This window comes from Streptomyces sp. B3I8, assembly GCF_030816915.1.
GTDB lineage: Bacteria > Actinomycetota > Actinomycetes > Streptomycetales > Streptomycetaceae > Streptomyces.
In genome coordinates, this window is sequence record NZ_JAUSYN010000001.1 from 385,016 (window position 1) to 406,904 (window position 21,889).

23 protein-coding genes are annotated in these 21,889 nt (G+C 70.9%); 16 read left to right on the plus strand and 7 right to left on the minus strand.

Annotated elements, in window-relative coordinates; translation table 11 throughout:
* Positions 1-699: 699 nt before the first annotated feature.
* From QFZ64_RS01795 to QFZ64_RS01850, 12 genes are all read left to right on the plus strand, one after another.
* Positions 700-870 carry a hypothetical protein gene (locus tag QFZ64_RS01795; protein WP_307061554.1) on the plus strand — a complete coding sequence of 57 codons (171 nt, stop codon included), beginning with the start codon at positions 700-702 and terminating at the stop codon, positions 868-870.
* A 236-nt stretch (positions 871-1,106) separates the two neighbouring features.
* A complete protein-coding gene (locus QFZ64_RS01800) occupies positions 1,107-2,792 on the plus strand; it encodes an amino acid adenylation domain-containing protein (RefSeq protein WP_307061556.1) in 1,686 nt (561 codons plus the stop codon).
* A gap of 2 nt (positions 2,793-2,794) precedes the next feature.
* A complete protein-coding gene (locus QFZ64_RS01805) occupies positions 2,795-3,997 on the plus strand; it encodes an acyl-CoA dehydrogenase family protein (protein ID WP_307061557.1) in 1,203 nt (400 codons plus the stop codon).
* A 107-nt stretch (positions 3,998-4,104) separates the two neighbouring features.
* Complete coding sequence (locus QFZ64_RS01810; RefSeq protein ID WP_307061559.1) at positions 4,105-4,668, plus strand: hypothetical protein; 564 nt, start codon at positions 4,105-4,107, stop codon at positions 4,666-4,668.
* Positions 4,669-4,708: 40 nt separating this feature from the next.
* Complete coding sequence (locus QFZ64_RS01815; protein WP_307061561.1) at positions 4,709-4,939, plus strand: acyl carrier protein; 231 nt, start codon at positions 4,709-4,711, stop codon at positions 4,937-4,939.
* Between the two features lie 25 nt (positions 4,940-4,964).
* Positions 4,965-5,699, plus strand: a complete 735-nt coding sequence (locus QFZ64_RS01820; RefSeq protein WP_307061563.1) for a thioesterase II family protein — start codon at positions 4,965-4,967, stop codon at positions 5,697-5,699.
* A 71-nt stretch (positions 5,700-5,770) separates the two neighbouring features.
* Positions 5,771-6,634 (plus strand): PAS domain-containing protein, encoded by an 864-nt coding sequence (locus QFZ64_RS01825; protein ID WP_307061564.1) that lies wholly within the window; start codon positions 5,771-5,773, stop codon positions 6,632-6,634.
* Between the two features lie 138 nt (positions 6,635-6,772).
* On the plus strand, positions 6,773-7,306 hold the full coding sequence (gene ssuE / locus QFZ64_RS01830; protein ID WP_307061567.1) for an NADPH-dependent FMN reductase: 534 nt from the start codon (positions 6,773-6,775) through the stop codon (positions 7,304-7,306).
* Positions 7,307-7,330: 24 nt separating this feature from the next.
* The gene (locus QFZ64_RS01835; RefSeq protein WP_307061569.1) at positions 7,331-8,707 is read left to right on the plus strand and encodes a nitrate/nitrite transporter; all 1,377 of its coding nucleotides are present in this window, start codon (positions 7,331-7,333) and stop codon (positions 8,705-8,707) included.
* Complete coding sequence (locus tag QFZ64_RS01840) at positions 8,700-10,796, plus strand: molybdopterin oxidoreductase family protein (protein ID WP_307061571.1); 2,097 nt, start codon at positions 8,700-8,702, stop codon at positions 10,794-10,796. Before QFZ64_RS01835 ends, QFZ64_RS01840 begins: the two co-directional genes overlap by 8 nt.
* The gene (locus QFZ64_RS01845) at positions 10,793-12,175 is read left to right on the plus strand and encodes an NAD(P)/FAD-dependent oxidoreductase (protein ID WP_307061573.1); all 1,383 of its coding nucleotides are present in this window, start codon (positions 10,793-10,795) and stop codon (positions 12,173-12,175) included. Before QFZ64_RS01840 ends, QFZ64_RS01845 begins: the two co-directional genes overlap by 4 nt.
* Complete coding sequence (locus QFZ64_RS01850) at positions 12,172-13,380, plus strand: NAD(P)/FAD-dependent oxidoreductase (RefSeq protein WP_307061575.1); 1,209 nt, start codon at positions 12,172-12,174, stop codon at positions 13,378-13,380. Before QFZ64_RS01845 ends, QFZ64_RS01850 begins: the two co-directional genes overlap by 4 nt.
* A gap of 26 nt (positions 13,381-13,406) precedes the next feature.
* On the opposite strand, the gene QFZ64_RS01855 is transcribed toward QFZ64_RS01850, so the two are convergent.
* On the minus strand, positions 13,407-13,628 hold the full coding sequence (locus QFZ64_RS01855) for a hypothetical protein (protein WP_307061577.1): 222 nt from the start codon (positions 13,626-13,628) through the stop codon (positions 13,407-13,409).
* Positions 13,629-13,697: 69 nt separating this feature from the next.
* Positions 13,698-14,909 (minus strand): MFS transporter, encoded by a 1,212-nt coding sequence (locus tag QFZ64_RS01860; RefSeq protein ID WP_307061579.1) that lies wholly within the window; start codon positions 14,907-14,909, stop codon positions 13,698-13,700.
* Between the two features lie 54 nt (positions 14,910-14,963).
* On the opposite strand from QFZ64_RS01860, the gene QFZ64_RS01865 reads away from it, so the two are divergent.
* On the plus strand, positions 14,964-15,737 hold the full coding sequence (locus QFZ64_RS01865; RefSeq protein ID WP_307061581.1) for a helix-turn-helix transcriptional regulator: 774 nt from the start codon (positions 14,964-14,966) through the stop codon (positions 15,735-15,737).
* A gap of 230 nt (positions 15,738-15,967) precedes the next feature.
* Here the strand turns inward: QFZ64_RS01865 and QFZ64_RS01870 are convergent, their stop codons facing one another.
* From QFZ64_RS01870 to QFZ64_RS01885, 4 genes are all read right to left on the minus strand, one after another.
* Entirely contained in the window at positions 15,968-17,107 is a 1,140-nt protein-coding gene (locus QFZ64_RS01870; RefSeq protein ID WP_307061583.1) for a ParB/RepB/Spo0J family partition protein, read from the minus strand.
* Positions 17,104-18,369, minus strand: coding sequence for a ParA family protein (locus tag QFZ64_RS01875; RefSeq protein WP_307061585.1), 1,266 nt, complete (start codon positions 18,367-18,369; stop codon positions 17,104-17,106). Before QFZ64_RS01875 ends, QFZ64_RS01870 begins: the two co-directional genes overlap by 4 nt.
* A 21-nt stretch (positions 18,370-18,390) precedes the next feature.
* Positions 18,391-18,633 (minus strand): hypothetical protein, encoded by a 243-nt coding sequence (locus QFZ64_RS01880; RefSeq protein ID WP_307061587.1) that lies wholly within the window; start codon positions 18,631-18,633, stop codon positions 18,391-18,393.
* Between the two features lie 92 nt (positions 18,634-18,725).
* Positions 18,726-19,232, minus strand: a complete 507-nt coding sequence (locus QFZ64_RS01885) for an ArsI/CadI family heavy metal resistance metalloenzyme (protein WP_307061588.1) — start codon at positions 19,230-19,232, stop codon at positions 18,726-18,728.
* Positions 19,233-19,321: 89 nt separating this feature from the next.
* Here QFZ64_RS01885 and QFZ64_RS01890 point away from each other — a divergent pair, with 89 nt between their 5' ends.
* From QFZ64_RS01890 to QFZ64_RS01900, 3 genes are read left to right on the plus strand one after another with little or no spacing between them, the layout of a single operon-like run.
* A complete protein-coding gene (locus tag QFZ64_RS01890; protein WP_307061589.1) occupies positions 19,322-19,699 on the plus strand; it encodes a helix-turn-helix transcriptional regulator in 378 nt (125 codons plus the stop codon).
* Positions 19,696-20,472: an aquaporin gene (locus QFZ64_RS01895; RefSeq protein WP_307061591.1), complete on the plus strand. Its 777-nt coding sequence runs from the start codon at positions 19,696-19,698 to the stop codon at positions 20,470-20,472. The genes QFZ64_RS01890 and QFZ64_RS01895 overlap by 4 nt, the downstream gene beginning before the upstream one ends.
* Positions 20,469-20,888 (plus strand): arsenate reductase ArsC, encoded by a 420-nt coding sequence (locus QFZ64_RS01900; protein WP_307061593.1) that lies wholly within the window; start codon positions 20,469-20,471, stop codon positions 20,886-20,888. The genes QFZ64_RS01895 and QFZ64_RS01900 overlap by 4 nt, the downstream gene beginning before the upstream one ends.
* A gap of 534 nt (positions 20,889-21,422) precedes the next feature.
* Here QFZ64_RS01900 and QFZ64_RS01905 read toward each other — a convergent pair.
* Positions 21,423-21,758, minus strand: coding sequence for a hypothetical protein (locus QFZ64_RS01905; protein WP_307061595.1), 336 nt, complete (start codon positions 21,756-21,758; stop codon positions 21,423-21,425).
* Positions 21,759-21,889: the final 131 nt, after the last annotated feature.

The following is a 21,889-nucleotide window of genomic DNA, read 5'->3' on the forward strand; positions in this document are numbered from 1 at the left end:
GCGAATTCAGGGCAGGGTTCCCGGCCCCCTGCATCCGGGCGCCTCCGGGTCGGATGCGGGCGTCTCCGTCGCACCGAAGACGCGCACGGTCATGGCCCTGCTGCTGGTGCACGTCGGCCAACTGGCTTTGGTCCACGCCTTCGTGCGGGAACTCCGGGGGAGCGGCCGCCGGCGACCGGGTTGCGGACCCTGCAGTACTGAACCGCAGAAAAACTCTGTGCACCCTCACCGGCCGCTCGCTCGCCGATGCCGCCCGGGTCGAGGACCGCTCGCGCACGACCATCAGCCGGACGGATACGCGCGTTGTGGGTACCGGCTCGCCCACATCGTCCCGCCCGCCCCACGCCCCGGCTCGGCGATGCCATCTCCCGCGCCCGGCGGCCGTTCCGGCTTCGCCCTTCGCCCTTCGCCCTTCGCCCTTCGCCCTTCGGCCTTCGAGCATCCAGGTCGGGCCGACAGGCGCCCTCCGAGCTGCGCCTCTGCCGTCTCCAGGCCCAACGTTGAAGGTTTCTGGGCTGGCTCCCCACAGGATCTCGACGGGGGCCTGCGAGGCTGACACCCGCAAAGGCCCCGCGACGGGGTGCCCGTTCGCATCCATCACCCGGAACAAGCCCGAGGGGGCCGAATGCATCCGGCCGGCACGGCGCCGAAGGGGAGCAGACCGGTGAGGCCTGGTCATGAACGAGCAGAAGGGCGTGGATGTGGCTGCTGCTGTTCCTCGACAGCCGCGACAGCGACAGCCTCGACGTGGCCGACGGCGACGAGAAAGCCTGCTGTGTCCTCACCCCTGCCGACGCCTTGCTGACGAAGCCTGCCATCGGATTGTCACGGACTGCCGCAGCGCGACGGCCCCGGACGCCCGACCGGTGATCGTGGAACGCGTCCTCGCCAGGGACACGGGCTCCTCGCTCGACCAGGGCCACAACCTGCACATGCCGGCAGTGCACGGCAGGGCCGCGTACGGGAGGAGGCGCGCTACCGCGCTCTTCCCGCTCGGGCCGGGTTCGCCATGGATTCACTGTGCCGGCTGCCGATGGAGGCACATCTCCTCGTCGCGGTGACCGGTCGACCTTCATCACCCACCACGGACGGACTCGGGAGAGACCTTGAACAGCCAGGTTCCGCTCACGCGCCACACCGCCGATCCCGATCCACGGTCCCGACCCGAACTGCCCATGGCGCCCGGCGCGGTCACCCGGGCGCGAGAACTGGCCCTGCGCAACCCGGTGGCACTCGACACGACGACCGCCCTCCTCGACCACGTCATCCGGCACGCCCGGGTCCGCCCGGACGCCTGTGCCGTCCTGGACGGCGAACGCACCTTGACCTACGGGCTGTTGCTCGCCAGGGTCGCCTCAGCGAGAGACGCACTGCATGCCCGGGGAGTGCGGGCCGGTGACCTGGTCGCCGCCGTCGGGCCGCGCAGCGCGCACACCCCGGTCGTCTTCCTGGCTCTGGAGAGCCTCGGAGCGTCGTATGTGCCGATCGACATGAGCTGGCCGGAGAACCGTGTCCGTGACGTGCTCGACCGCAGCAAGCCTGTCCTGTTGCTCGACTACTCCGGCCGCACAGCCTCGGCCGCGCGTGCGGCCGCCGACGCCGAAGGGCTCGGCACGCTGAGCCTGCCGACAGAGGGCAGGCCGGGCCCCGTGGACCAGCACCCGCACGGCGACCGCAGCGGCGAGATCCGGTACACGATCTTCACCTCGGGCACGACCGGCCGTCCGAAGGGCGCCACCATCGAGCACCAGGGCCTGCTCAACCACCTGTGGTCCAAGACGGCCGACCTGTCACTGGGACCCGAGGACGCGGTGGCCTTCTCGGCGCCGCTGGTGTTCGACATCTCCATCTGGCAGATGCTCTGCCCACTCCTGGTGGGCGGCAGGGTCGTCGTGATCGACGATGCCGCCATGCGCATGCCGCGCTGGCTGCTCGGCGCCCTGGACACCGCGGACGTCACCGTCGTGGAACTGGTGCCCACGGTCGTCGGCCGGATGCTCGAGGAGACGCGGCGCGCGAAGGGGCCCGCTCTGCCGAAACTGCGGTGGCTGCTGTCCACGGGCGAGGAGCTGTATCCCGCTCTGGCCGAGCAGGTGCTCGACATGCTCCCGCATGTGGCCCTCGTCAACGCGTACGGGCCCGCGGAGTGCTCCGACGACGTCTCCCTGCACACCGTGACCCGCGCCGACCTGGGCCGTCCCCGGCTGCCGGTCGGCACCCCCGTCGCCAACTGCACCCTCCAAGTCCTGCGCCGGGGGGACGACGGAACCTGGCAGCCGGCCGAACCCGGGGAGAGCGGCGAACTGTTCGTCGGCGGCACATGCGTCGGGTCGGGATATCTCCATGACGCCGCCACCACGGAACGCGCCTTCTTCCGTGACCCCTTCGACCCGGATTCCTCGACCGGCCGGATCTACCGCACCGGCGACCTCGCCCGCGTGGAGGACGGGCTCCTGTACTACCTGGGCCGCAGCGATCGGCAGGTCAAGGTCGGCGGCGTGCGGATGGAACTCGACGAGATCGAGGCCGTCCTCAGCCGGCACCCAGCCGTCGAACAGTGCGCCGTCACCGTCTTCGACCAGGACGTCGTGAGCGAACTGGTCGCCCACTACACCTTGCGCACCGAGGTGCTGCAGCAGGAGTTACGGCTGGCGCTCGGCGCGGCCCTGCCCCCGGTGATGGTTCCGCGGCGCTGGCAGCGGTGGGACGCGCTGCCCCTGAGCCGCAACGGAAAGATCGACTACCGGTCGCTCACGGCGGCCATGTCCACTACCCGGAAAGAGGCGCTGTAACCATGGCAACTACAGGAACGGTGAGTGTGGCCGAGAGCGCGGACCGGGCCGGCGTCCCCGACCTCGCCGAGCGCCTCGCGGCGGTGACGGGCGTCGCCGAACAGCACCTGAAACGCACGGAGCGGGACGCGACATTCCCCGTGGAGGCGCTGGCGGAGCTGCGCAGCACCCGGCTGCTCGGCCTTCAGGTGCCCAGGGAGGAGGGCGGCCTCGGCGGCACCCTCGGTGACCTCATCGAGGCAGGCATGGAGCTCGGGCGCACCGACATGTCACTGGGCATGATCTTCGTGATGCACTGCCAGCAGGCCGAGGCCGTTGTGCGGCACGCCGCATCGCCCCTGCGGGAGGAGCTGATCCCGCTCCTCGCCGAAGGCAAACTGTACTTGGCGTCGGTGACCACCGAGAGCGGCAAGGGCGCCGACCTGTTCAGGTCCGAGGCGCCACTGCACGAGGCGCAAGGGGCTCTGGAGATCGACCGGACCGTGCCCATCTCGACCGGCGGTACCTCCGCCGATGGCTTCCTGATCACCATGCGCAGCCCTTATGCCACGGGGGACCAGCACGTCTCCCTCGTCTACGCGCACCGCCACCAGCTGCACGTGGAGGTCACCGGGCAGTGGAACCCGATGGGGATGCGCGCCACCCACAGTCCGCCGCTGAAGCTCAGCGGCCGTATCCCGGTCCACCAGGTGATCGGTGAGCACGGCGCGTTCCACCGTGTCGTGCAGTCCGTCTTCGGCCCCCTCGCCCACCTGGGCTGGTCGGCCGTCTGGCTGGGCACAGCCTCCGGGGCCCTGTCGAGGGTGCTGCGCCTGCTGCGCGACCCGGCCGGCCGCAAACGCTTCGACCTGGGCTCGGAGCTGCTGCTCAGCAGGCTGTCCAGGGCCCGGCAGCGACTGGAGACCGTCCACGCGCTGCTGCGCCGGACCCAGGCACTGGCCGAGTCCGGGACGGACTGGTCGGTCACCAGTCACCAGCTGCTGCTGAACAACCTCAAGATCACGGCGGCCGAGGAGTGCTACGCCGTCGTCGACGAACTCATCGATGCGGTCGGCCTCGCGCACGGCTATCTCCAGGACTCGCCGACCCGCCTGGAGAAGGCCCTCCGCGACCTGCGGTCGGCCGCCCTCAACTACAGCAACGACCGGCTGCACCTGGCCGACGGGCGGCTCTGCCTGCTGGACCCGGACGTACGGTTCGCCTGAATCCCGGGGCACCTCCCAGGGAGCCGGGCCCCACGTACTTCCCGACACGCACGCGGCCACCCGATCGCTGCCGCACCCATCCGCATCTCGACCTCCGAGGATCCCTCATGCCTGGAAGCACCACCGAGACCCAGAACTGGAACACCGCCCTCAAGTACATCGCGGGGCGCAAAGCGGCCGAGGAATCGCTGGGCTTCGTCGCGCATGTCAGCGCGACCGTCCGTGACACCGAGGACGCCGCGGCCGTTGTCCCGGCGGTGGCCCGCACCTGCGTGCCGTTCTTCGCGGGCGCGGTCTCGTTGGACGCCGGGGCCACACACGACCGGGCCGTCTTCCACGGCTCGGACGAACTGGCGGACGTCGTCGAAGCGCTGCGCGCACTCGCCGCGCAGACGAAGGAGCGGCAGATCGTCATCAGCGAGCACGAGGGGCTGGCCGCCAGGACCGACCCGCGTCACCTCGAGCTTCTGCGCGAGGGAGGAGGCGACTCGGCGGTGGTCATCTCCCTCGCCTACCGCGGGCTGTCCGGCGGTCACCTCGTCCTCGTACGGCAGGCCAAGCACCGCCGGGGGACCTTCAGCCCCGGGGACCTCGCCCTGGCGTGCGAAGTGGCCGACCGGGTGGGGGCGTTCAACGCGCTCGCCGGACTGGCCGCCCGCTCCGGGAAGTGACGAGGCCGGTCCGAACGCCGGACACCACCGAGGAGGGCTGATGGCAGCGACCTGGCACGACGTACGCGAGTGGATCCTCGAGCGCAATCCCGACCTGACGGATCTGCAGCCCGAGACCGACATCATCGACTCACGCATCATCGACTCACTGCAGTTCGTCGAACTGGTCCTGTTCATCGAGGACCTGCGCGGCACGGCGCTGGAATCGAACGACGTGAGCCTCGATTCCTTCCGCACCCTCAAAGGCATCGAGCAGACCTTCTTCCAATGAGGCCGGCACCGTGCGGGGAGTGGCGATGAACACGAGAGCCGAACGATCCCTGGTCATCCAGGGCGATGCCGACAAGGCCGACGACATCGTCGTGTTCCTGCCGCCGGCGGGCGCCGTCGCCTCGCCCTACCTCCCGATCGGCGCCCTTCTCCAGGACACCCTGCCCGCCGTGCACTGCGAGACGCCGGGGCGCGGCCGGCTGGCGAACGAGGAGGCACCCGGCTCCGTGCACAGCGCGGCCGACCGCTGGGCCGCCGACCTGGCCGAGATCGTGCCGGGCCGACGGCTGCACCTCTTCGGCCACAGCCTGGGGGCGCTCTACGCCTATGAAGTGACGCTCCGTCTCGAGTCGCGCCCCCACTGTGAGGTCGCGAGCCTGTCCGCGTCGGGCGCCCGCGAGCCGGGCAGCACTCCCCGCTCGCTGCTGGCCACCGCTTTCGCCGCGCTGCGGACGCCGGACCAGCAGCAGGGGGCGGGGGAGCACTGGATGGACCGGGACCTGCGTATGCGGGGCGAGTACCGGACCGCCCATCAGGTGGTGCGGGCCCCGCTGGCCCTGCTGTGCGGTGCCTCCGACCCCTTCGCCACACCGGCCGAGATGGAGCGGTGGAAGGACTTCACGAGCGGTCCGTACCTCGGAATGTTCACCTTCCGCGGCGGTCACGACTACTACCTGTCCGGTGAGCAGGCGATCACGGACGTCATCTCCCGCGTCGTCGAACACAGCCGGCACCCCGAACTCATCCCGCGCTCCCAGTGATCCGGCGCGTGGGCCTGCCCTCCCTGGAACCGATCCCTCCACCGCACCGCCGAACGAATGGGGTTTCAGACATGCCGAACGACCAGCAGAACACGCCTTCGATCGAGCAGTTGATCGACGTCATCGCGAACAGCTCCGTGGGCATCGCGGTCACCGACCGCACGGGCGCCGTGGTACTGCACAACAGGGCGCAGTCCGTGCTGATGAGCGGGGAGGCCGACCACCTCGGCGGCCGAATCCTGCTCGACAGCGCGCAGAACGGCCTCCAGACGCTGATCGAGCGCCTGGTGAAGGAGCAGCGGGTCGAGAACGTCCAGGTCACCTACCGCGGCGTCGACGGCGGGAACGAGCACGCCGCCCGGGTGAACGCCGTGCTGACCGGCAGCGGCGACGACACACGCATCCACTGGGTGAGCCGGCCGGAGCTCAGCGAACGGCTCCCGGTCCCCAACGACGCCACCGAGGACGCCACCTCCGACGCCACGTCCTGGATCCGCGCCGTCAACGAACAGCCGCTGCCCGCCCTGGCTCCCACCAAGGAGCTCGAGGACGTCATGCGCGAGTTCTACGAGGTCGCCCCCGTGGCGATCCATCTGATCGGTGTCAACGGCCAGGTCATGCATGCCAACCCGGCGGACATAGCCCTCGTCGAGTACACGTCCTCGCCCTCCGACTACGTCGGCGGGCACATCCGCACCATCTACGCCGACGAGGGACTGCTCGACGACTTCCTCGGCCGCTGGGACGAGGACTCGCCGATCATCAACTTCCGGGCCGACTTCCTGACCAAGCAGGGCACACCGAAGCCCGTGCTGATCTTCTCGACCGCCCAGGCCGAGGGGGGCAGCGTCACCAACACCCGCTGCTTCGTCTTCAGCGACCCCGAGCCGCAGCGCGCCCGCGACACCATCAGCGCCTTCGGCTGGCCGGCCTGACCCCTGGCGGGCGGGGCGGGGGCCATGCCCGCGCCCCGTCCGCTCCGTACCCGTCCGCTCCGTACCCGTCCGCTCCGTACCCGTCCGCTCCGCACCCGCTCGCTTCTTCGCCCGGAACACACGACACCAGGGGTGGCTGTGTCTCACGTATTGGTCATATCCGGCAGCCCGTCCGCGGCCTCCAGGACCGAAGCCGTCGGCGATCACGTGGCGCGGCGCCTCGCCGACGACGAGTGGCACGCCCACCACCTCAAGGTCCGCACCCTGCCCGCCGAACCGCTCGTGAACGCCGACACCACGCATCCCGCTATCGCCGAGGCCCTGGAACAGGTCTCCCGGGCCGACGGCATCGTCCTCGCCACACCGACGTACAAGGCGAGTTTCTCGGGCCTGCTCAAGACCTTCCTGGACCTGCTGCCCCGTTACGGATTCCGGCACAAGGTCGTGCTTCCCCTGGCCACCGGCGGCAGCGTCGCCCACGTCCTGGTCCTCGACTACGCGCTGCGGCCCGTGGTGCACGCGCTGGGCGCCCGGCACGTGGTGCAGAGCCTCTTCCTGCTCGACGAACACCTCGTCCGGCAGGAGGGCCGGCCGCACCTGCTCCCGCAGAGTGCCTGCCTGCTCGACGACGTCATCGAGCAGTTCCGCAAGTCCCTGATCTCGGCATCCTGAGCCGGCCTTTCCCTGGAGCACACCATGACTCATCGCCCCCGCAAGGGAGTGTGGCTCGTCGGCTGGGACCCGGAGGACGAAGACGCCTGGGAGCGATACGGCCGGCGACTCGCGCGCCGCAACCTCGTCCTCTCCGTGCTCGGCGAACACATCGGATTCTCCGTCTGGACGCTGTGGTCCGTCCTCGTCCTGTTCATGTCGCCCGATATCGGGCTCAGCTTCGACGCCGGAGACAAGTTCCTCCTCGTGGCCACGCCCACCGTCGTCGGCGCCTTGCTGCGCCTGCCCTACGGCTTCGCGGTGACCCGGTACGGGGGGCGGGACTGGACCGTGTTCGCCACCGGGATCCTCCTCGTACCGACCCTGCTCGCGCTGTACTTCGTCCAGCGGCCCGGCACGCCGCTGTGGGTGTTCCTGATCGTCGCCGCCCTCTCGGGCGTCGGCGGCGGGAACTTCGCGTCGTCGATGACGAACATCACCGCCCTGTATCCGCAGCGCCACCAGGGGTGGGCCCTCGGCCTGAACGCCGGCGGCGGGAACCTGGGCGTCGCGGCCGTGCAACTCGTCGGACTCACCGTCATCAGCGTGGCAGGCCGGACCCACCCGTCGTACGTTGCCGCGGCCTGTGCACCGGTGATCGTGCTCGTCGCGCTGCTCGCCGCGTGGCGGATGGACAACGTGGACGCGGTACGGGCCGCCCCGGGCACCCAGCGCGAGGCCGCCCGGGACCAGGACACATGGTGGATCTCGCTGCTGTACATCGGCACGTTCGGCTCATTCATCGGCTATGGCTTCGCCTTCGGGCTGGTGCTGCAGAACGAGTTCGACGCCGGCCCCGTCGATGCGGTCGGCTACACCTTCCTCGGCCCGCTGCTGGGCTCGGTGGCCCGGCCACTGGGCGGGCTGCTGGCCGACCGGCTGGGCGGGGCGAGGGTCACCTTCTGGAACTTCCTCGGCATGGGCGCGGGCACCCTCCTCCTGCTCGGCGCGGCCGAGGCCGATTCCTTCGCCCTGTTCGTGGCCGGGTTCACCGCCCTGTTCGTGCTCAGTGGCATCGGCAACGGCTCCACGTACAAGATGATCCCCGCCGTGTTCGCGGGGCGCGCCCGGGAAGAGATCGCCGCCGGCCAGGACGCCGACGCCGCGTTCGCCCGGGCGCGCCGGCTGTCCGGGGCGGTCATCGCCATCGCCGGGGCGGTCGGCGCGCTGGGCGGTGCCGCCATCGACATCGCCTTCTCGCTGTCGTACGCGGACGGCTCCGGCTCCGGTGCGCCCGCCTTCCTCGCCTTCCTCGGTTACTACGTCCTGTGCATGGTGCTCATCCGGGCCGTCCACCTGCGCCGGAGGCCCGTCGGGCACACGGCTCCCGCCGACCGCGCCGAGGCGGCCAGCCATGTCTGAACCGCCTGCCCACACGTCGGACGTGGAGACGCACTGCCCCTACTGCGCCCTGCAGTGCGGTACGCGACTGAGCGGCGACCGGGACATGGGCGTGAGGGTGCGCCCGGCCGATTTCCCGACCAATCGAGGCCGCCTGTGTCAAAAAGGCTGGACCGCGCCCGACGTCCTGGCCGCCGCGGACCGGCTGACCGTGCCGCTCGTGCGCGCACCGGACGGCCACCTGACCGAGACCACCTGGGACCGCGCCCTCGACACGGTCGCGGGACGCCTGCGGGAGCTGCGTACGCGATATGGCCCCGACACGGTGGCCGTCTTCGGCGGTGGCGGCCTGACCAATGAAAAGGCCTACCTGCTGGGCAAGTTCGCCCGAGTGGCACTGGGCACGAGACATATCGACTACAACGGGCGGTTCTGCATGTCGTCCGCCGCCGCGGCCGGCACAGCCGCCTTCGGCGTCGACCGCGGCCTGCCCTTCCCCGTCACCGACCTCGCGGCCGCCGACACGGTGCTGCTGGCCGGCGCCAACGTCGCCGAGACCATGCCGCCACTCATGCAGCACGTCGACACGGCGGACCTCATCGTCATCGACCCCAGGTACACACCCACCGCCCAGCGAGCCAGGCTGCACCTCCAGCCCGCCCCCGGCACCGACCTCGCCCTCGCCCTCGGGCTCCTGCACATCACCGTCGTCGACGGGCTCACCGACGCGCGGTACATCCGGCACCGCACCCACGGCTTCGAATCCGCCGTGCGCCGGGCGATGGCATGGTGGCCCGAGCGGGTGGAAGCCGTCACCGGTGTCCCGGCGAGCACCCAGCGCGCCGCCGCCCGGATGCTCGCGGCGGCCCCGAACGCCTACATCCTCACCGGCCGCGGCGTGGAACAGAACAGCCAGGGAACCGACACCGCCGCCGCGTTCATCAACCTCGCCCTCGCGCTCGGCCTGCCCGGCTCCGGCCACGGCGGATACGGATGCCTGACCGGGCAGGGCAACGGCCAGGGCGGGCGCGAACACGGGCAGAAGGCCGACCAGCTGCCCGGCTGCCGCTCCCTCACCGACCCCGGGGCCCGCGCTCACGTCGCCCGCGTCTGGGGCGTGCCGCCCGAATCGCTCCCCGGGCCCGGGCGCACCGCCTACGACCTCCTGGACTCCCTCGGTCGTGACCAGGGGCCACGCGCCCTGCTGGTGTTCGGGTCGAACCCCCTCGTCTCCGCACCGAACGCCGCGCACGTGGCCGGGCGGCTGGCCTCGCTGGACCTTCTGGTCGTGGCCGACTTCGTCCCCTCGGAGACCGCCCGCACGGCCGACGTCGTGCTGCCGGTCACCCAGTGGGCCGAGGAGGAGGGCACGCTGACCAGCCTGGAGGGCCGGGTACTGCGCCGCCGCGCGCTGCTGACACCGCCCCCGCACGTCCGTACCGACCTGGAGGTCCTGCACGGCCTCGCCGTGCGACTCGGCGAACCCCCGCACCGATACCCGACCGCTCCGAGGGACGTCTTCGAGGAACTGCGCGCGGCATCCCGGGGCGGACTCGCCGACTACTCCGGCATCGACTACCGGCGTCTGGACGCCGGAGAGGTCCTGCACTGGCCCTGCCCCGCCACCGAGCCCGCGCATCCCGGTACACCACGGCTCTTCCTGGAGCGGTTCACGCACCCCGACGGCCGGGCCCGGTTCGCCGAGGTCGACCACCGCGGACCCGCCGAGACCGTCAGCGCCGCATACCCGCTGTACGCCACCACCGGCCGTGTCCTCGCGCACTACCAGTCCGGGGCACAGACCCGGCGCGTCGCCGAACTGCGCGGTGCCGCCTCCGAACCGCTCATCTCCGTCCACCCCGACACCGCCGCCCGCGCCGGAGTGACGGCCCATGCTCTCGCCCGGGTCACCTCCGCACGGGGCGGCATGACAGCCCGGATCCAGCTCGACCCGACGATGCGCCCGGACACCCTCTTCATACCGTTCCACTTTCCGGGCGAGGGCAGCGCCAACCTCTTCACCAACCCGGCCCTCGACCCCCGCAGCGGCATGCCCGAGTTCAAGTTGAGCGCCGTGCGGCTCGAGCCGCTTCCGGAGGCCACACCATGAACCGGATCCTCGTCGTCGGAGGTGGCCCCGCCGGCCACCGCCTTGCCGGCCGGCTACGCCACCACGGCGCCTTGGGACCCGTCAAGATCCTCGGCGCCGAACCGTCTCCGGCCTACCACCGGCCCCTGCTCTCGTACATCCTCTCCGGGCAGGCGGACCCCGAAGCCCTGCGCATGCCGGCTCTGCCCGGCATCGAGACGCACTCCGGCGCGGCCGTCACTCACATCGATCGAGTGCGCCGCGAGGTGCACACGGCCGAGTCCGTCCACGGATACGACGTCCTGGTCCTCGCCACCGGAGCCCGCGCGGACGTGCCGGACATCCGTGGTGCGAGGGGCCCCGGCGTGACGGTGCTGCGCACCGTGGCGGACTGTGCGCGCGTCACGGGGGACACGGTGGCCGTCCTCGGAGGCGGGCCCCTGGGAGTGGAGACCGCCGCCGCCCTGGCGGCCCGCGGCACGGCCACGACACTGGTCTGCGCCGCGCCTCACCCCCTGTACGGCCGGCTCGGCGAGAGCGCCTCCGCCCTGCTCACCGATGCCTTGCGCCGCGCGGGCGTCGACGTGCTCGCCGGGCGTACCGTCACCGCGCGCGAGCCCGGCCGTGTCCTCCTCGACGACGGGACCCGGGTGCCCGCCGACACCCTCGTTCTGTGCACAGGCGCGCATCCCGAGGTGCGCCTCGCCCGGGCGGCCGGGCTGAGGGTCCGTACCGGAATCGTCGTCGACGACCAGTTGCGCACCAGCGACCCCCGCATCCACGCCATCGGCGACTGCGCCGAGCACGAGGGCCGGACGGTGGCCGGCATCGAGGCCGCCTGGGCCCAGGCCGACAGCCTCGCGCGGGTTCTCACCGGGCAGGACGCGTCCGCGCACCGCACGACCCCCGCGGTGTTCCGCCTGCGTACCCGGATCGCCGAAGTGGCCTGCGTGGGCGCTGCGGGCGCCTTCGCGGACCCCGCTCTGCGCCGGCTCACTCTCGCCGACCGAGAAGGCGGGCGGTACGCCAGGCTCGCGATGAGTGGCGAACGTCTGGTCGCCGCCGTGCTGTTCGGCCTGCCGGAGGCCGTCGCCGCCGTCGGCGAACTGTATCGGCGCGGCCAGGCACTGCCCTCCGACCGCCTTCAACTGCTCCTCGGCGGTCCGCCGCGACCCGCGTCGACGGACCTCGACCCGTCCGAGGACGCCGTGATCTGCCTGTGCAACAACGTGCAGCGCCGGGCCCTGGCCAAAGCATGGCGGGCCGGTGCCCGTACCGTCACCGCGCTCGCCGCCGCGACCCGGGCCACGACAGGCTGTGGCGGCTGCGGCGGTGACGTGGCGGAGCTGAGCGCCCGATGGGCACGCGAGATGAGGTACGACGGAAAGCGGACGCCGTGACACGAACCCTGGTGGTCGCCGGACACGGAATGATCGGACACCGCCTCGCGGACCGGCTTCGCACCCTGGACACCTCACGCGACTGGCACATCGTGATCCTCGCCGAGGAACCCCACCCCGCCTACGACCGCTCGGCCCTGTCCGGCTATCTGGCCGGCCGCAGCAGGGGCGACCTGACGCTCGCCGACCGGGACTTCCTCGCCGACGCCCGAGTGGAGCTGCGCCTGGCGACGCCCCTCGCCCGCGTCGACCGCACGGCACACGTGGTCGTGACGCGAGGCGGCGACCACATCCGCTACGACGCCCTGGTGCTCGCCACAGGCTCCCGCCCCTTCGTGCCCCCGGTGCCGGGCCGGGACCTCGCGCACTGCTTCGCCTATCGCACCTTCGAGGACTTGGACGCGATCCGCCGCGTGGCCCGCCCCGGCGCGCGGGGAGTGGTCGTCGGCGGCGGCCTGCTCGGCTTGGAGGCGGCTTATGCCCTGAGCCGACTGGGCGTGCGCCCGCACGTCGTGGAGACCGCGCCCCACCTGATGCCGGCGCAGCTCGACCCCGGGGCGGCCGAGGTGCTGCACCGCCGGGCCACCGAACTCGGCCTGCGCCTGCACTGCGGCACAGGGGTCGCGCACGTGCACGCCGGGCCCGACGAGACCGTGAGAGCAGTCACACTCGGTGACGGGACGGCGCTGGACGTGGACCTGGTCGTCTTCGCCGCGGGTATCCGGCCCCGCGACGAGTTGGCGGAACCTCTCGACCTGGCCCGCGGAGAGCGCGGCGGCTTCCTTGTCGACGCGCTGTGCCGCACCGCCGACCCACGCGTCTGGGCCATCGGCGAGTGCGCCGCCGTACAGGGGCGCTGCCACGGCCTGATCGCCCCGGGATACGCCATGGCCGACTCCGTGGCCGCCCAGCTGACGGGCCGTGAGGGGCAGTCCTTCGACCGGACCGACGACGCCACGACGCTGAAACTTCTCGGTGTGCACGTGGCCACCTTCGGCGCCACGGTCCACCCCGGCGGTCCTCGGCCGGTCGAGGTGACCTTCGCCGACGGCATCGCCCGCTACGCCAAGATCTTCCTACGGCCGGACACCGGCACTGTGCTCGGCGGCATCCTCGCGCGCGACACCACCGGTTCCACCTCCCCACTCCGTTCCCTGGTCGGGCACCGGCCGCCCGCGGACCTGGAGCGGCTGCTCCTCCCCTGAACGAACCGGACCGCTGACGGCCTCCGTCAGGCGAGGCGCGGCCCCGTGAAGGCCGCCACCTCGCCCTCGCGCAGGATGACGAACGCCGCACAGGCACAGCGGCAGTACTCGACACGTCCATCGGACGTGTCATGGCCGGACACCAACAACCAGTCGGGCCGCGGCAGTTCGGCACAGCAACCCCAGGCGGCCAGCGGGCAGGCATCCTCGGCGGATGGGGCCGGAGAAGACACCACCGGCCGGCTCACTTGCTTTCGCACTCCGTCGTCCTTCCGTGGCTGGTCCTGGGGCGGCCCGCGTGCCGGCGGCCGGGCCGGTCAGCTGCCGGCGCGCTCGGCGGTGTGGCTCGCGGTCTCCGGCTCGGCCTCGTCGCCGAGCTCGGCCGACAGCTCGGGCAAGGCCGGTTCGGACAGGGTGCGGAACAGCAGCCAGCTGAGGGCGGGCATCGCGACCAGGGGCATCAGTGCCGTGCGCAGCGAGGTGGCGTCGGCGATGCTGCCGATGAGAGGACTGGTCAGCCCGCCGACGCTGACCATGAGGCCGAGGGTGATCCCGCTGGCCGTTCCGACGCGCGTGGGCAGGTAGTCCTGGGCGAGCGTGACCTGCAGAGAGAAGGGGACGTACAGGCCGACCGAGGTGAGCGCCACGAACAGGTAGATGGCGGGACCGGGCACGAACACCACGCCGGCCACGGCCGCGACCGTGATCAGGTACGACGTGCTCACCACGGTGACCCGGTCCCAGCGGTGGGCCAGCCTGCTGCCGAGGAGCGTGCCGACGGCGCCGCCCAGATAGAGCACGAACAGTGCGGCGGTCCCGGCGGAGGTGCCGCCGCCCGTCTGTTCGCGGACATGGAAGGCGACGAAGGTGCTCATGCCGACGAAGACGACGGACCGGCACACCACCGCCAGCGACAGCAGTATGAACGACGCCCAGTCGTTCTGTCCCTCCGCGGCTGTCGCGCCCTTGCCGGCGGACGGGGTCTTCTCCAGCGCCCGCAGCACCGGCAGCGTCAGGACGCTGCCGATCAGCGCGGGCAGGATGAGCAGCGGTGAGAACCGCAGTCCACCCGTGGCGATCACGGCGGTGACCAGTACCGGAGCGGCGGCGAAACCCACGTTGCCGCCCAGGGAGAACCAGCCCATGGAACTGTGGCTGCCCTTGCTGGCCGCCCGTGCGATCCGCGCGGACTCCGGATGGTAGGCGGCGACCCCGATGCCGGACAACGCGACGAACACCAAGGTGAGCGTGTACGAGCCGCCGACCCCGCTCAGGGCCACGCCGAGCCCGCCGAGGACGGTGCTCGCCGGGAGCAGCCAGGGGATGGCGTGCCGGTCGGTGAGGGCGCCGAACAAGGGCTGCACCACGGAGGACAACAGGCTGGCGGCGAGGACGATCACCGAGGCCGCGGCGTAGGTGTAGTCGCGCTCGGCGACGAAGAACGGGACGAGGGCCGCCACAGAGCCCTGGTAGACATCCACGCAGGCATGTCCGACCGACAGGAGAACGATTGACCTGTTCCTTGGCATGGCGTCATGGTCACCCGTGGCCGCCGTGTCCGGCTTCCGATAATCTGCCAACCGATGAAGAACTTCCGCCATGAGCCGGTGGCGTCGACCAACGCCCGCCGACTCGCCTCCGGGACAGGGATCGAGGCCCACAGGCACGACGACCACCAGCTGGTCTACGCCGGCCGGGGCGTGCTCGCCGTCACCACCGGCGCCGGCTCCTGGACAGCACCGGCCACCCGGGCCATCTGGGTACCGGCCGGCACCGTGCACTCCCACCAGGCGCACGGAGAACTCGAACTGCACCTGATCGGCATCCCGGCTGACATCCTCCCGCTCGGCGCCGACAGCCCCACCGTGCTCAGCGTCAGCCCGCTGCTGAGGGAACTCATTCTCGCCTGCACCCGCGACCCGGTGGACATCACCCCGGAACACCGACGCCTGCGCGCAGTCCTCTACGACCAGCTACGCGTCTCCCCCCAGCAGCCGCTGCACGTGCCGACACCGACGGCACCGCAGTTGAAGGCGCTGTGCGCGATCCTGCACGCCGACCCCGCGGACAACCGCACGCTGGCATCCCTGGGCACAGAGGTCGGCGCCAGCGGCCGCACGCTGTCCCGGCTCTTCAGGGCCGACCTCGGCATGACGTTCCCGCAGTGGCGCACTCAACTGCGGCTCTCCCACGCCCTGGTGCTGCTCGCCGAGGACACCCCGGTGACGGTGGTGGCCCACCGGTGCGGCTGGTCCTCGGCGAGCGCGTTCATCGACGTCTACCGCAGCGCTTTCGGCCACACACCGGGCCGCGCCGTGAGCGCGGCGCGGACGGCGGGACGGGACGGGGGCGGATGAACCGACGTCCCGTCACTCGGCTCGGCGAGGTTCAGGGTTGCCCCACCCCGTCACGACAGCAAGGAAGGCAGCGGCGCGGCCCCTTGCGCTGAAGAACGACCGACGGGGAACGCCCCGCTTCCGGCCGGCCACCTCGTGCCGGACGGAAGCGGACCCTGGCACGGCCCCCGTACCGGTGACATGGCAGCGGCACGCAGGCACTGTCCGGACCGGAGTCCGTGAGGAAGAAGTCATCCGATCCGCGCGTCGGCCTGTTCGGCCAGAGAGCGGGCCAGTTCGCGCAGTCGGCTCGGATTGCGTTCCAGTCCTCTTATGCCCAGGCAGCGGAACAAGTCGAAGAAGGTCTCGTCACTCTCGATCTTCGTGTCCAAGAGCATCGCGAGCGCGCCGGGCTGGTCGTACGGGACCTTGCGGACAGGCCGTTCCTCGGGGGCGGGCTGCTCGCCGGTCCCGGCCGGGAGCGGAACCTCCCGTGTCTCGGGCGCTGTCTGATGAGGTACGCGCTCGCCGTCGCCCGTTCGGTGTGACGTGGCGCTCGAGGGTGATCGGCTCGGTTCGGCAGGGGTGATTACGGCGTAATCACTGCTGGACTTCACCGGCTCTCGGGCCTCGGGCCCACCGGGCGCTGCCGGCCGGTCTGCACCGCGCCCTCGTTTGTCTGCTTCTTTTCGGGCTCGCTCCTGCTTCAGTTGCTCAAGGGCTCTTTCCTGCTCCGCTGCCGGCCTGTTGCCGACGGCGCGCAGCATGTCGATGGGCTCTGCCCCGATTCTGGCTTGGAGTTCCGGTGTGAGGTTGAGCAGGGCAAGGCGTTGTGACACCCAGCCCTGGGAGCGGTGGAGACGTCGGGCGAGGGCTCGTTGACTGCCGTGGATGGCCAGGAGTCGTTCGAGGGCTCGGGCCTCGTCGAGTTCGTCGAGGTCCTGGCGGTGGATGTTGGCGACGAGGGCTGATTCGAGGAGTTCCTCGGATGTGGCGCCCTGGTCGTCGCTGACCATGACCTTGAGGGTGGCGAGGCCGGCTTCGCGGGCTGCGGCGAGGCGGCTGCTGCCGTCGATGACGACGTGGGTGGTGTCGGGTTCGAGGTCGGTTTCGCGCTGGGGGTTGGCCTTGACGTAGGCGTCACGGTTCATGACCGTGATCGCCTGCTTCTGGCCGTGGGTTTTGAGGCTGCCCGCGAGGTCGGTGAGGTCACCCAGGCTGGAGCGTGGGTTGTCGGGGTTGACGCTGATGCGGTGCAGGGGGAGTTCGGTGGGCGGGGCGATGCCGTCTGTGGGAACGCCGGTGGCGGCGGCGACGGCCTGACGGCGAGAGCTGACGGGGCGCACTCCCCCTCCGAAGCGGCCTGCGCCCAGTTGATCGGCCTTGCTCACGAGACCTCCCGGGCCATGGCGCGCATGCCGACTGCCTGCTGGGATGTCGGCGCGTAGGACAGCAGGGGCTTCTTCACCCGGACCGCTTCTTTCTGTTCCTTGAGGTCTCCGATGAGGCCGACGACTCTGGGGTCCTTTATGTCGACCCATCCCTGGAGGGAGGAGGTGGCGATGTAGCCGCGGCGTGAGTCGTACAGGTTGACGACGATGCCGAGGTAGTCGATGTCGATCTGGAGGTCGCCACGCAGATCGTCGATCTGGGTGGTGAGGAGTCCGTAGGCGTCGGCGGAGCTGTCTTCGGCCTGGACGACGATGAGGGCTCCGGACTGACCGGGCTTTTCGCCGTCACGGCGGCGCCCGTAGTAGGCGGCGGCGTCCATGCTGAGGCCGAGGCTTGGCGGGCAGTCGACGATGATTACGTCGTAATCAGCCTCGAGGGGCGCGAGAGCCCGTTCCAGAGCGGCTTCGCGGGCTCGCACGGCGGACAGCCGCACATCGAGCAGGAACGCGTCGTTGCAGGCGGGCAGAAGGTGGAGCCGACCGCCGAAGGTGTCGTCGTCGACGGTGACGATGAGATCGCGCAGGTCGCCCTTGGGGTCGCCTGCCATGTGGTTGGTGAGGCTGTCCCCGTTCATGGGCAACGGTGTGGCGCCGAGCTGGTTGGTGAGGTGGCATTGCGGATCGAAGTCGACGAGGAGTACCCGCAGGCCGGGGCCTGGCATGTTCTCGATGTCCAGCGGATCGTCGCCCGGCTCTGCGTCTGCGGTGCGGGTCTCACTCGCGCGCAGGGCTTTGGTGAGGGCTTTGGCAACCCGTACGGGGTGGAGAGTGTTGGGGTCTTCGGCCAGTGCCTCGCCGAGTCCGGCGGTGATCGCTGTCTTGCCCACTCCGCCCTTCTGGTTGCAGACGATGACGCGGCGAGTGATCGCGGGGCGTTCGATGTCCGGGGCCGGATTGGTGTCGAGCCACAGCTGGACGGACTGGGCGAGGCCTTGGATGAGGGAGACGCGACGGTCGGCAGCGATCTGCCGGAACTCCTCCCATTGGCCAGGGGGGAGGAACGTGGAGAAGGAGTCGGCGCCGGCGGTGTCGACGGCTGCGGTGGCAGAGGCCAGGTCGCACCAGCCGCTGATGCCCTGCTCAACAGCGACTTGGATTTCGACGCCGTGCTGGGCGGCTCTGATCTTGAGGTTCTGCCGGAGCCATCCCGGCAGTTTCGAGACGACCTTTTCGCGGTCGTTGGAGGTGGCTGGCGAACTCATGGGAGTCACCATACTAACGTCCTAGATCATCTTCACCATCGACACGTTAGTTAGACCAAGTTGACGGGGGGCGAGGCGGAGCGAGGTGATTACGGCGTAATCACCTCGCGGCCCGACATGCCGTGGCTGCGTTCCCCGGACAGCGAGCGCCGTCTGCGCGAGCGGGTCCGCAGGCTCGAGGAACTCCGGGCGGCCGACGCCGAAGAGATCACCCAGCTCGAGGCCGACGTCGAAGCTCTGGTGGGCACCCTGCACCGGTGCCACGACAGCGAACTGTCACCTGCGCCGGCAGCTCGCCGACCGCCATGCGGCCGTGCGCGTACTGCCGGCGCGGACGCCGCCCGGCAGGCAGCCGGTCAGCCGGCGCAGGCGCACCCGGCGGCGGCCTCGGCCTCGGCCGGGGTCCGGGAGGAATCGCGGGTCTGCTCCTCGGGAGTGCGGCAGGCGGTGGTGCCGCAGCAGGCGTCCGGGGCGGTGCCGGCTTTCTCCAGGGTGCCGGCGTCGGCCTTGACCACGTACACCTCCCACGGCTCCTTTCCCGGGCCGGTCACCCACACCTTGTCCTGCAGGGCGTAGCAGCAGGAGGTGTCGTTCTCCTCGAACGTGGCCAGGCCCGCTTCCTTCAGCCGGGTGGTGGCAGCGGTGACGTCCTCGGTGCCGGCGACCTCGACACCGAGGTGGTCCAGGCGGGTCTCCTCGCCGGCCTTGCCCTCGATGAGGACCAGCTTCAGCGGGGGCTCGGTGACGGCGAAGTTGGCGTAGCCCTCGCGGCGCTTGGCGGGCTCGGTGCCGAACAGCTTTGAGTAGAAGGCGATCGAGCCTTCCAGGTCGGCGACGCGCAGGGCGAGCTGGACTCGGGACATGGCGGTCTCCCCTCACAGAGGATGCTGTATCGACAACTGTCGATACAGTCGAGGTTGCCACCTGGATAGACAGACGTCAACATAGAGCCATGTCGAAACAAGCTGATCTGCCGCTGCTCGGCCAGGGCGCGGCGTGCTGCGCCCCGATGGTCCGCGAGCCGCTGGGCGAAGGGGACGCCATCGAGCTGTCGCGGATGTTCAAGGCGCTGTCGGACCCCATCAGGCTGCGGCTGCTGTCCCTGATCGCCTCCCACGAGGGCGGGGAGGCATGCGTGTGCGACCTGATCGGCCCGTTCGACGTCTCCCAGCCGACCATCTCCCACCACCTGAAGGTGCTGCGCGAGGCCGGGCTGGTCGGCTCCGAGCGGCGCGGGACCTGGGTGTACTACTGGGTCCTCCCCGAGGCCCTGGCGAAGCTGTCCGTTCTGCTGCATACCCCTGCCGTGCCCGCGAAGGCGTCCGCGTGAGCGCCCCGGTGCCGCTGGCGCGGCGGGCGGCGGCCGAAGCCGTCGGGACGGCGGCGCTGGTGGCCGTGGTGGTCGGCTCCGGGATCCAGGCGACTGAATCGACCCGCGACATGGGCCTGCAGCTGCTGGCCGACTCCCTGGCGACCGTCTTCGGCCTGGGGGTGCTCATCGCCCTGCTCGGCCCCGTCTCCGGGGCGCACTTCAACCCCGTCGTGACGCTCGCCGCCTGGTTCACCGGCCGCCGTACGGCCGACGGTCCCGGCCTGCGGGAGGTGGCCGTGTACGTGCCCGCGCAGATCGCCGGCGCCATCGGCGGCGCGGTCCTGGCCGACGCCATGTTCGCCCGGCCGCTGGTGCGGTGGTCGACGCACGACCGGTCCGCCGGACATCTGTGGCTGGGCGAAGTGATCGCCACCGGGGGACTGGTCTGGCTGATCTTCGGGCTGGCCCGGGTGGGCCGGGCGCACCTGGCGCCGGTGGCGGTCGCCTCCTACATCGGCGCCGCCTACTGGTTCACCTCCTCCACCAGCTTCGCCAACCCGGCCGTGACCATCGGGCGGGCGTTCACCGACACCTTCGCCGGCATCGCCCCCGCCTCCGTGGCCCCGTTCCTCGCCGCCCAGCTCGCCGGCGCCGGCGTGGGCCTGGCCCTGGTCGCCCTCACCTTCGGGCGCCCGGCGCCTGCGACCGGGAACGAGGTCGCCGTCCCGCACGGCGAGCAGCACCTCCCCACCCCCTCCCGACCTGCTGAAGAAAGCATCGTTGCCCCATGAGCACTCCCGCCACCCCGTCCGTGCTGTTCGTCTGCGTGCACAACGCCGGCCGCTCCCAGATGGCCGCCGCCTTCCTCACCCACCTCGCCGGGGACAAGGTTCAGGTCCGCTCGGCCGGCTCCGCCCCCGCCGACGCCGTGAACACCGCCGTCGTGGAGGCCATGAAGGAGGTGGGCATCGACATCTCCGCGCAGATCCCGAAGGTCCTCACCGTCGAGGCGGTGCAGGCCTCGGACGTGGTCATCACGATGGGCTGCGGGGACGCCTGCCCGTACTTCCCCGGCAAGCGGTACCTGGACTGGAAGCTGGACGATCCCGCCGGTCGGGGAGTCGAGGCCGTCCGGCCGATCCGCGACGAGATCGAGCGGCGCATCCGCGGCCTGCTCGCCGAGCTCGGCATCGAGGTGACACCGTGAGCACGGCCACCGCGTACGCGTCGCGGTGATGCACCCCGAGCACGCCGCTGCCGTACTGGAGATCCACCAGCTCGGCATCGACGAACAGAACGCCACTGTCGCTGCGCGGCATCGCCGGCACTCACGCACGGACCCGGATCACACTGAGGGACACCGCATCGTGAGCGGAGCAGCAGACGACCGCGACCGCGTCCGCGCCGCCATGGATCGCGAAGCCTGGAGACGGATTTTCTGGTCGAAAGCCCCTCTGTCAGGGGCTTCACCCGTCTGCCGGCCCAACTGGCCGGCCCAGCCGGCAGGTTGGAAAGAGCTCACTGAGAGGGTTTCAGTCGCTGTTTTCAGTCCTCGACAAAACCGCAGGTCAGAGGGGTGAGGCAACTAAAACAGCGACTGAAGCAACTGAAGCCTCCTCTATACGACGCACACACGCGCACGCATGAACCCCTCATGTACCCGCATGTTGAGTCGCTTCAGTCGCTTTCCCCCCGTCCTTACCCTGTCTGAGCTGCGGTTTCTCTTCAGCGACTCAGCGACTCAGCGACCGAGAATCGCTGGGTCGCTGCTTTCCAGGCCCATCGGCCGTTTTGCGGACCGCTCGAAGACGAGGTCGCTGTCCGGGCCTTCGCCGGTGCGGACCCGGGTCAGCGTGCCGACGCCTTCCTCGGGGTGGTCGGGGAGGAACGCCAGGGCGGTCCTGCAGCCGAGTCCCTCGGTCACGCCGAAGACGTGACCTCGCCCGGCAGCGAAGGCCGCGGCCGTCTCGTTCAGCTCCTGGCCGTCGTCGTCGTTGCGCAGACGCAGCGGCCGACAGGCCGCGACGCCGTCGATCTCGGCAGGGGATGAGGTGATCAGGACGCCGTTGGACCACACGCGCGGCTCAGCCCAAGGGGCTCTCGGCGGTGGGGACCGGTGGGACGGAGGCGCGCAGCAGCCCGTCCCGCGCGCTGACGGGACGGCTTGCGCGGGCTTCGGCCTCCAGACGCTCGGCGGTGGACAGCCGT

Bases quoted from the DNA above. Each gene is read 5' to 3' on its own strand.
- QFZ64_RS01845 (WP_307061573.1), top strand. From the start codon at position 10,793: ATGAACCGGATCCTCGTCGTCGGAGGTGGCCCCGCCGGCCACCGCCTT.
- QFZ64_RS01835 (WP_307061569.1), top strand. From the start codon at position 7,331: ATGACTCATCGCCCCCGCAAGGGAGTGTGGCTCGTCGGCTGGGACCCG.
- QFZ64_RS01865 (WP_307061581.1), top strand. From the start codon at position 14,964: ATGAAGAACTTCCGCCATGAGCCGGTGGCGTCGACCAACGCCCGCCGA.
- QFZ64_RS01885 (WP_307061588.1), bottom strand. From the start codon at position 19,232: ATGTCCCGAGTCCAGCTCGCCCTGCGCGTCGCCGACCTGGAAGGCTCG.
- QFZ64_RS01825 (WP_307061564.1), top strand. From the start codon at position 5,771: ATGCCGAACGACCAGCAGAACACGCCTTCGATCGAGCAGTTGATCGAC.
- QFZ64_RS01875 (WP_307061585.1), bottom strand. From the start codon at position 18,369: ATGAGTTCGCCAGCCACCTCCAACGACCGCGAAAAGGTCGTCTCGAAA.
- QFZ64_RS01860 (WP_307061579.1), bottom strand. From the start codon at position 14,909: ATGCCAAGGAACAGGTCAATCGTTCTCCTGTCGGTCGGACATGCCTGC.
- QFZ64_RS01820 (WP_307061563.1), top strand. From the start codon at position 4,965: ATGAACACGAGAGCCGAACGATCCCTGGTCATCCAGGGCGATGCCGAC.
- QFZ64_RS01890 (WP_307061589.1), top strand. From the start codon at position 19,322: ATGTCGAAACAAGCTGATCTGCCGCTGCTCGGCCAGGGCGCGGCGTGC.
- QFZ64_RS01795 (WP_307061554.1), top strand. From the start codon at position 700: ATGTGGCTGCTGCTGTTCCTCGACAGCCGCGACAGCGACAGCCTCGAC.
- QFZ64_RS01810 (WP_307061559.1), top strand. From the start codon at position 4,105: ATGCCTGGAAGCACCACCGAGACCCAGAACTGGAACACCGCCCTCAAG.
- QFZ64_RS01815 (WP_307061561.1), top strand. From the start codon at position 4,709: ATGGCAGCGACCTGGCACGACGTACGCGAGTGGATCCTCGAGCGCAAT.
- QFZ64_RS01805 (WP_307061557.1), top strand. From the start codon at position 2,795: ATGGCAACTACAGGAACGGTGAGTGTGGCCGAGAGCGCGGACCGGGCC.
- QFZ64_RS01900 (WP_307061593.1), top strand. From the start codon at position 20,469: ATGAGCACTCCCGCCACCCCGTCCGTGCTGTTCGTCTGCGTGCACAAC.
- QFZ64_RS01840 (WP_307061571.1), top strand. From the start codon at position 8,700: ATGTCTGAACCGCCTGCCCACACGTCGGACGTGGAGACGCACTGCCCC.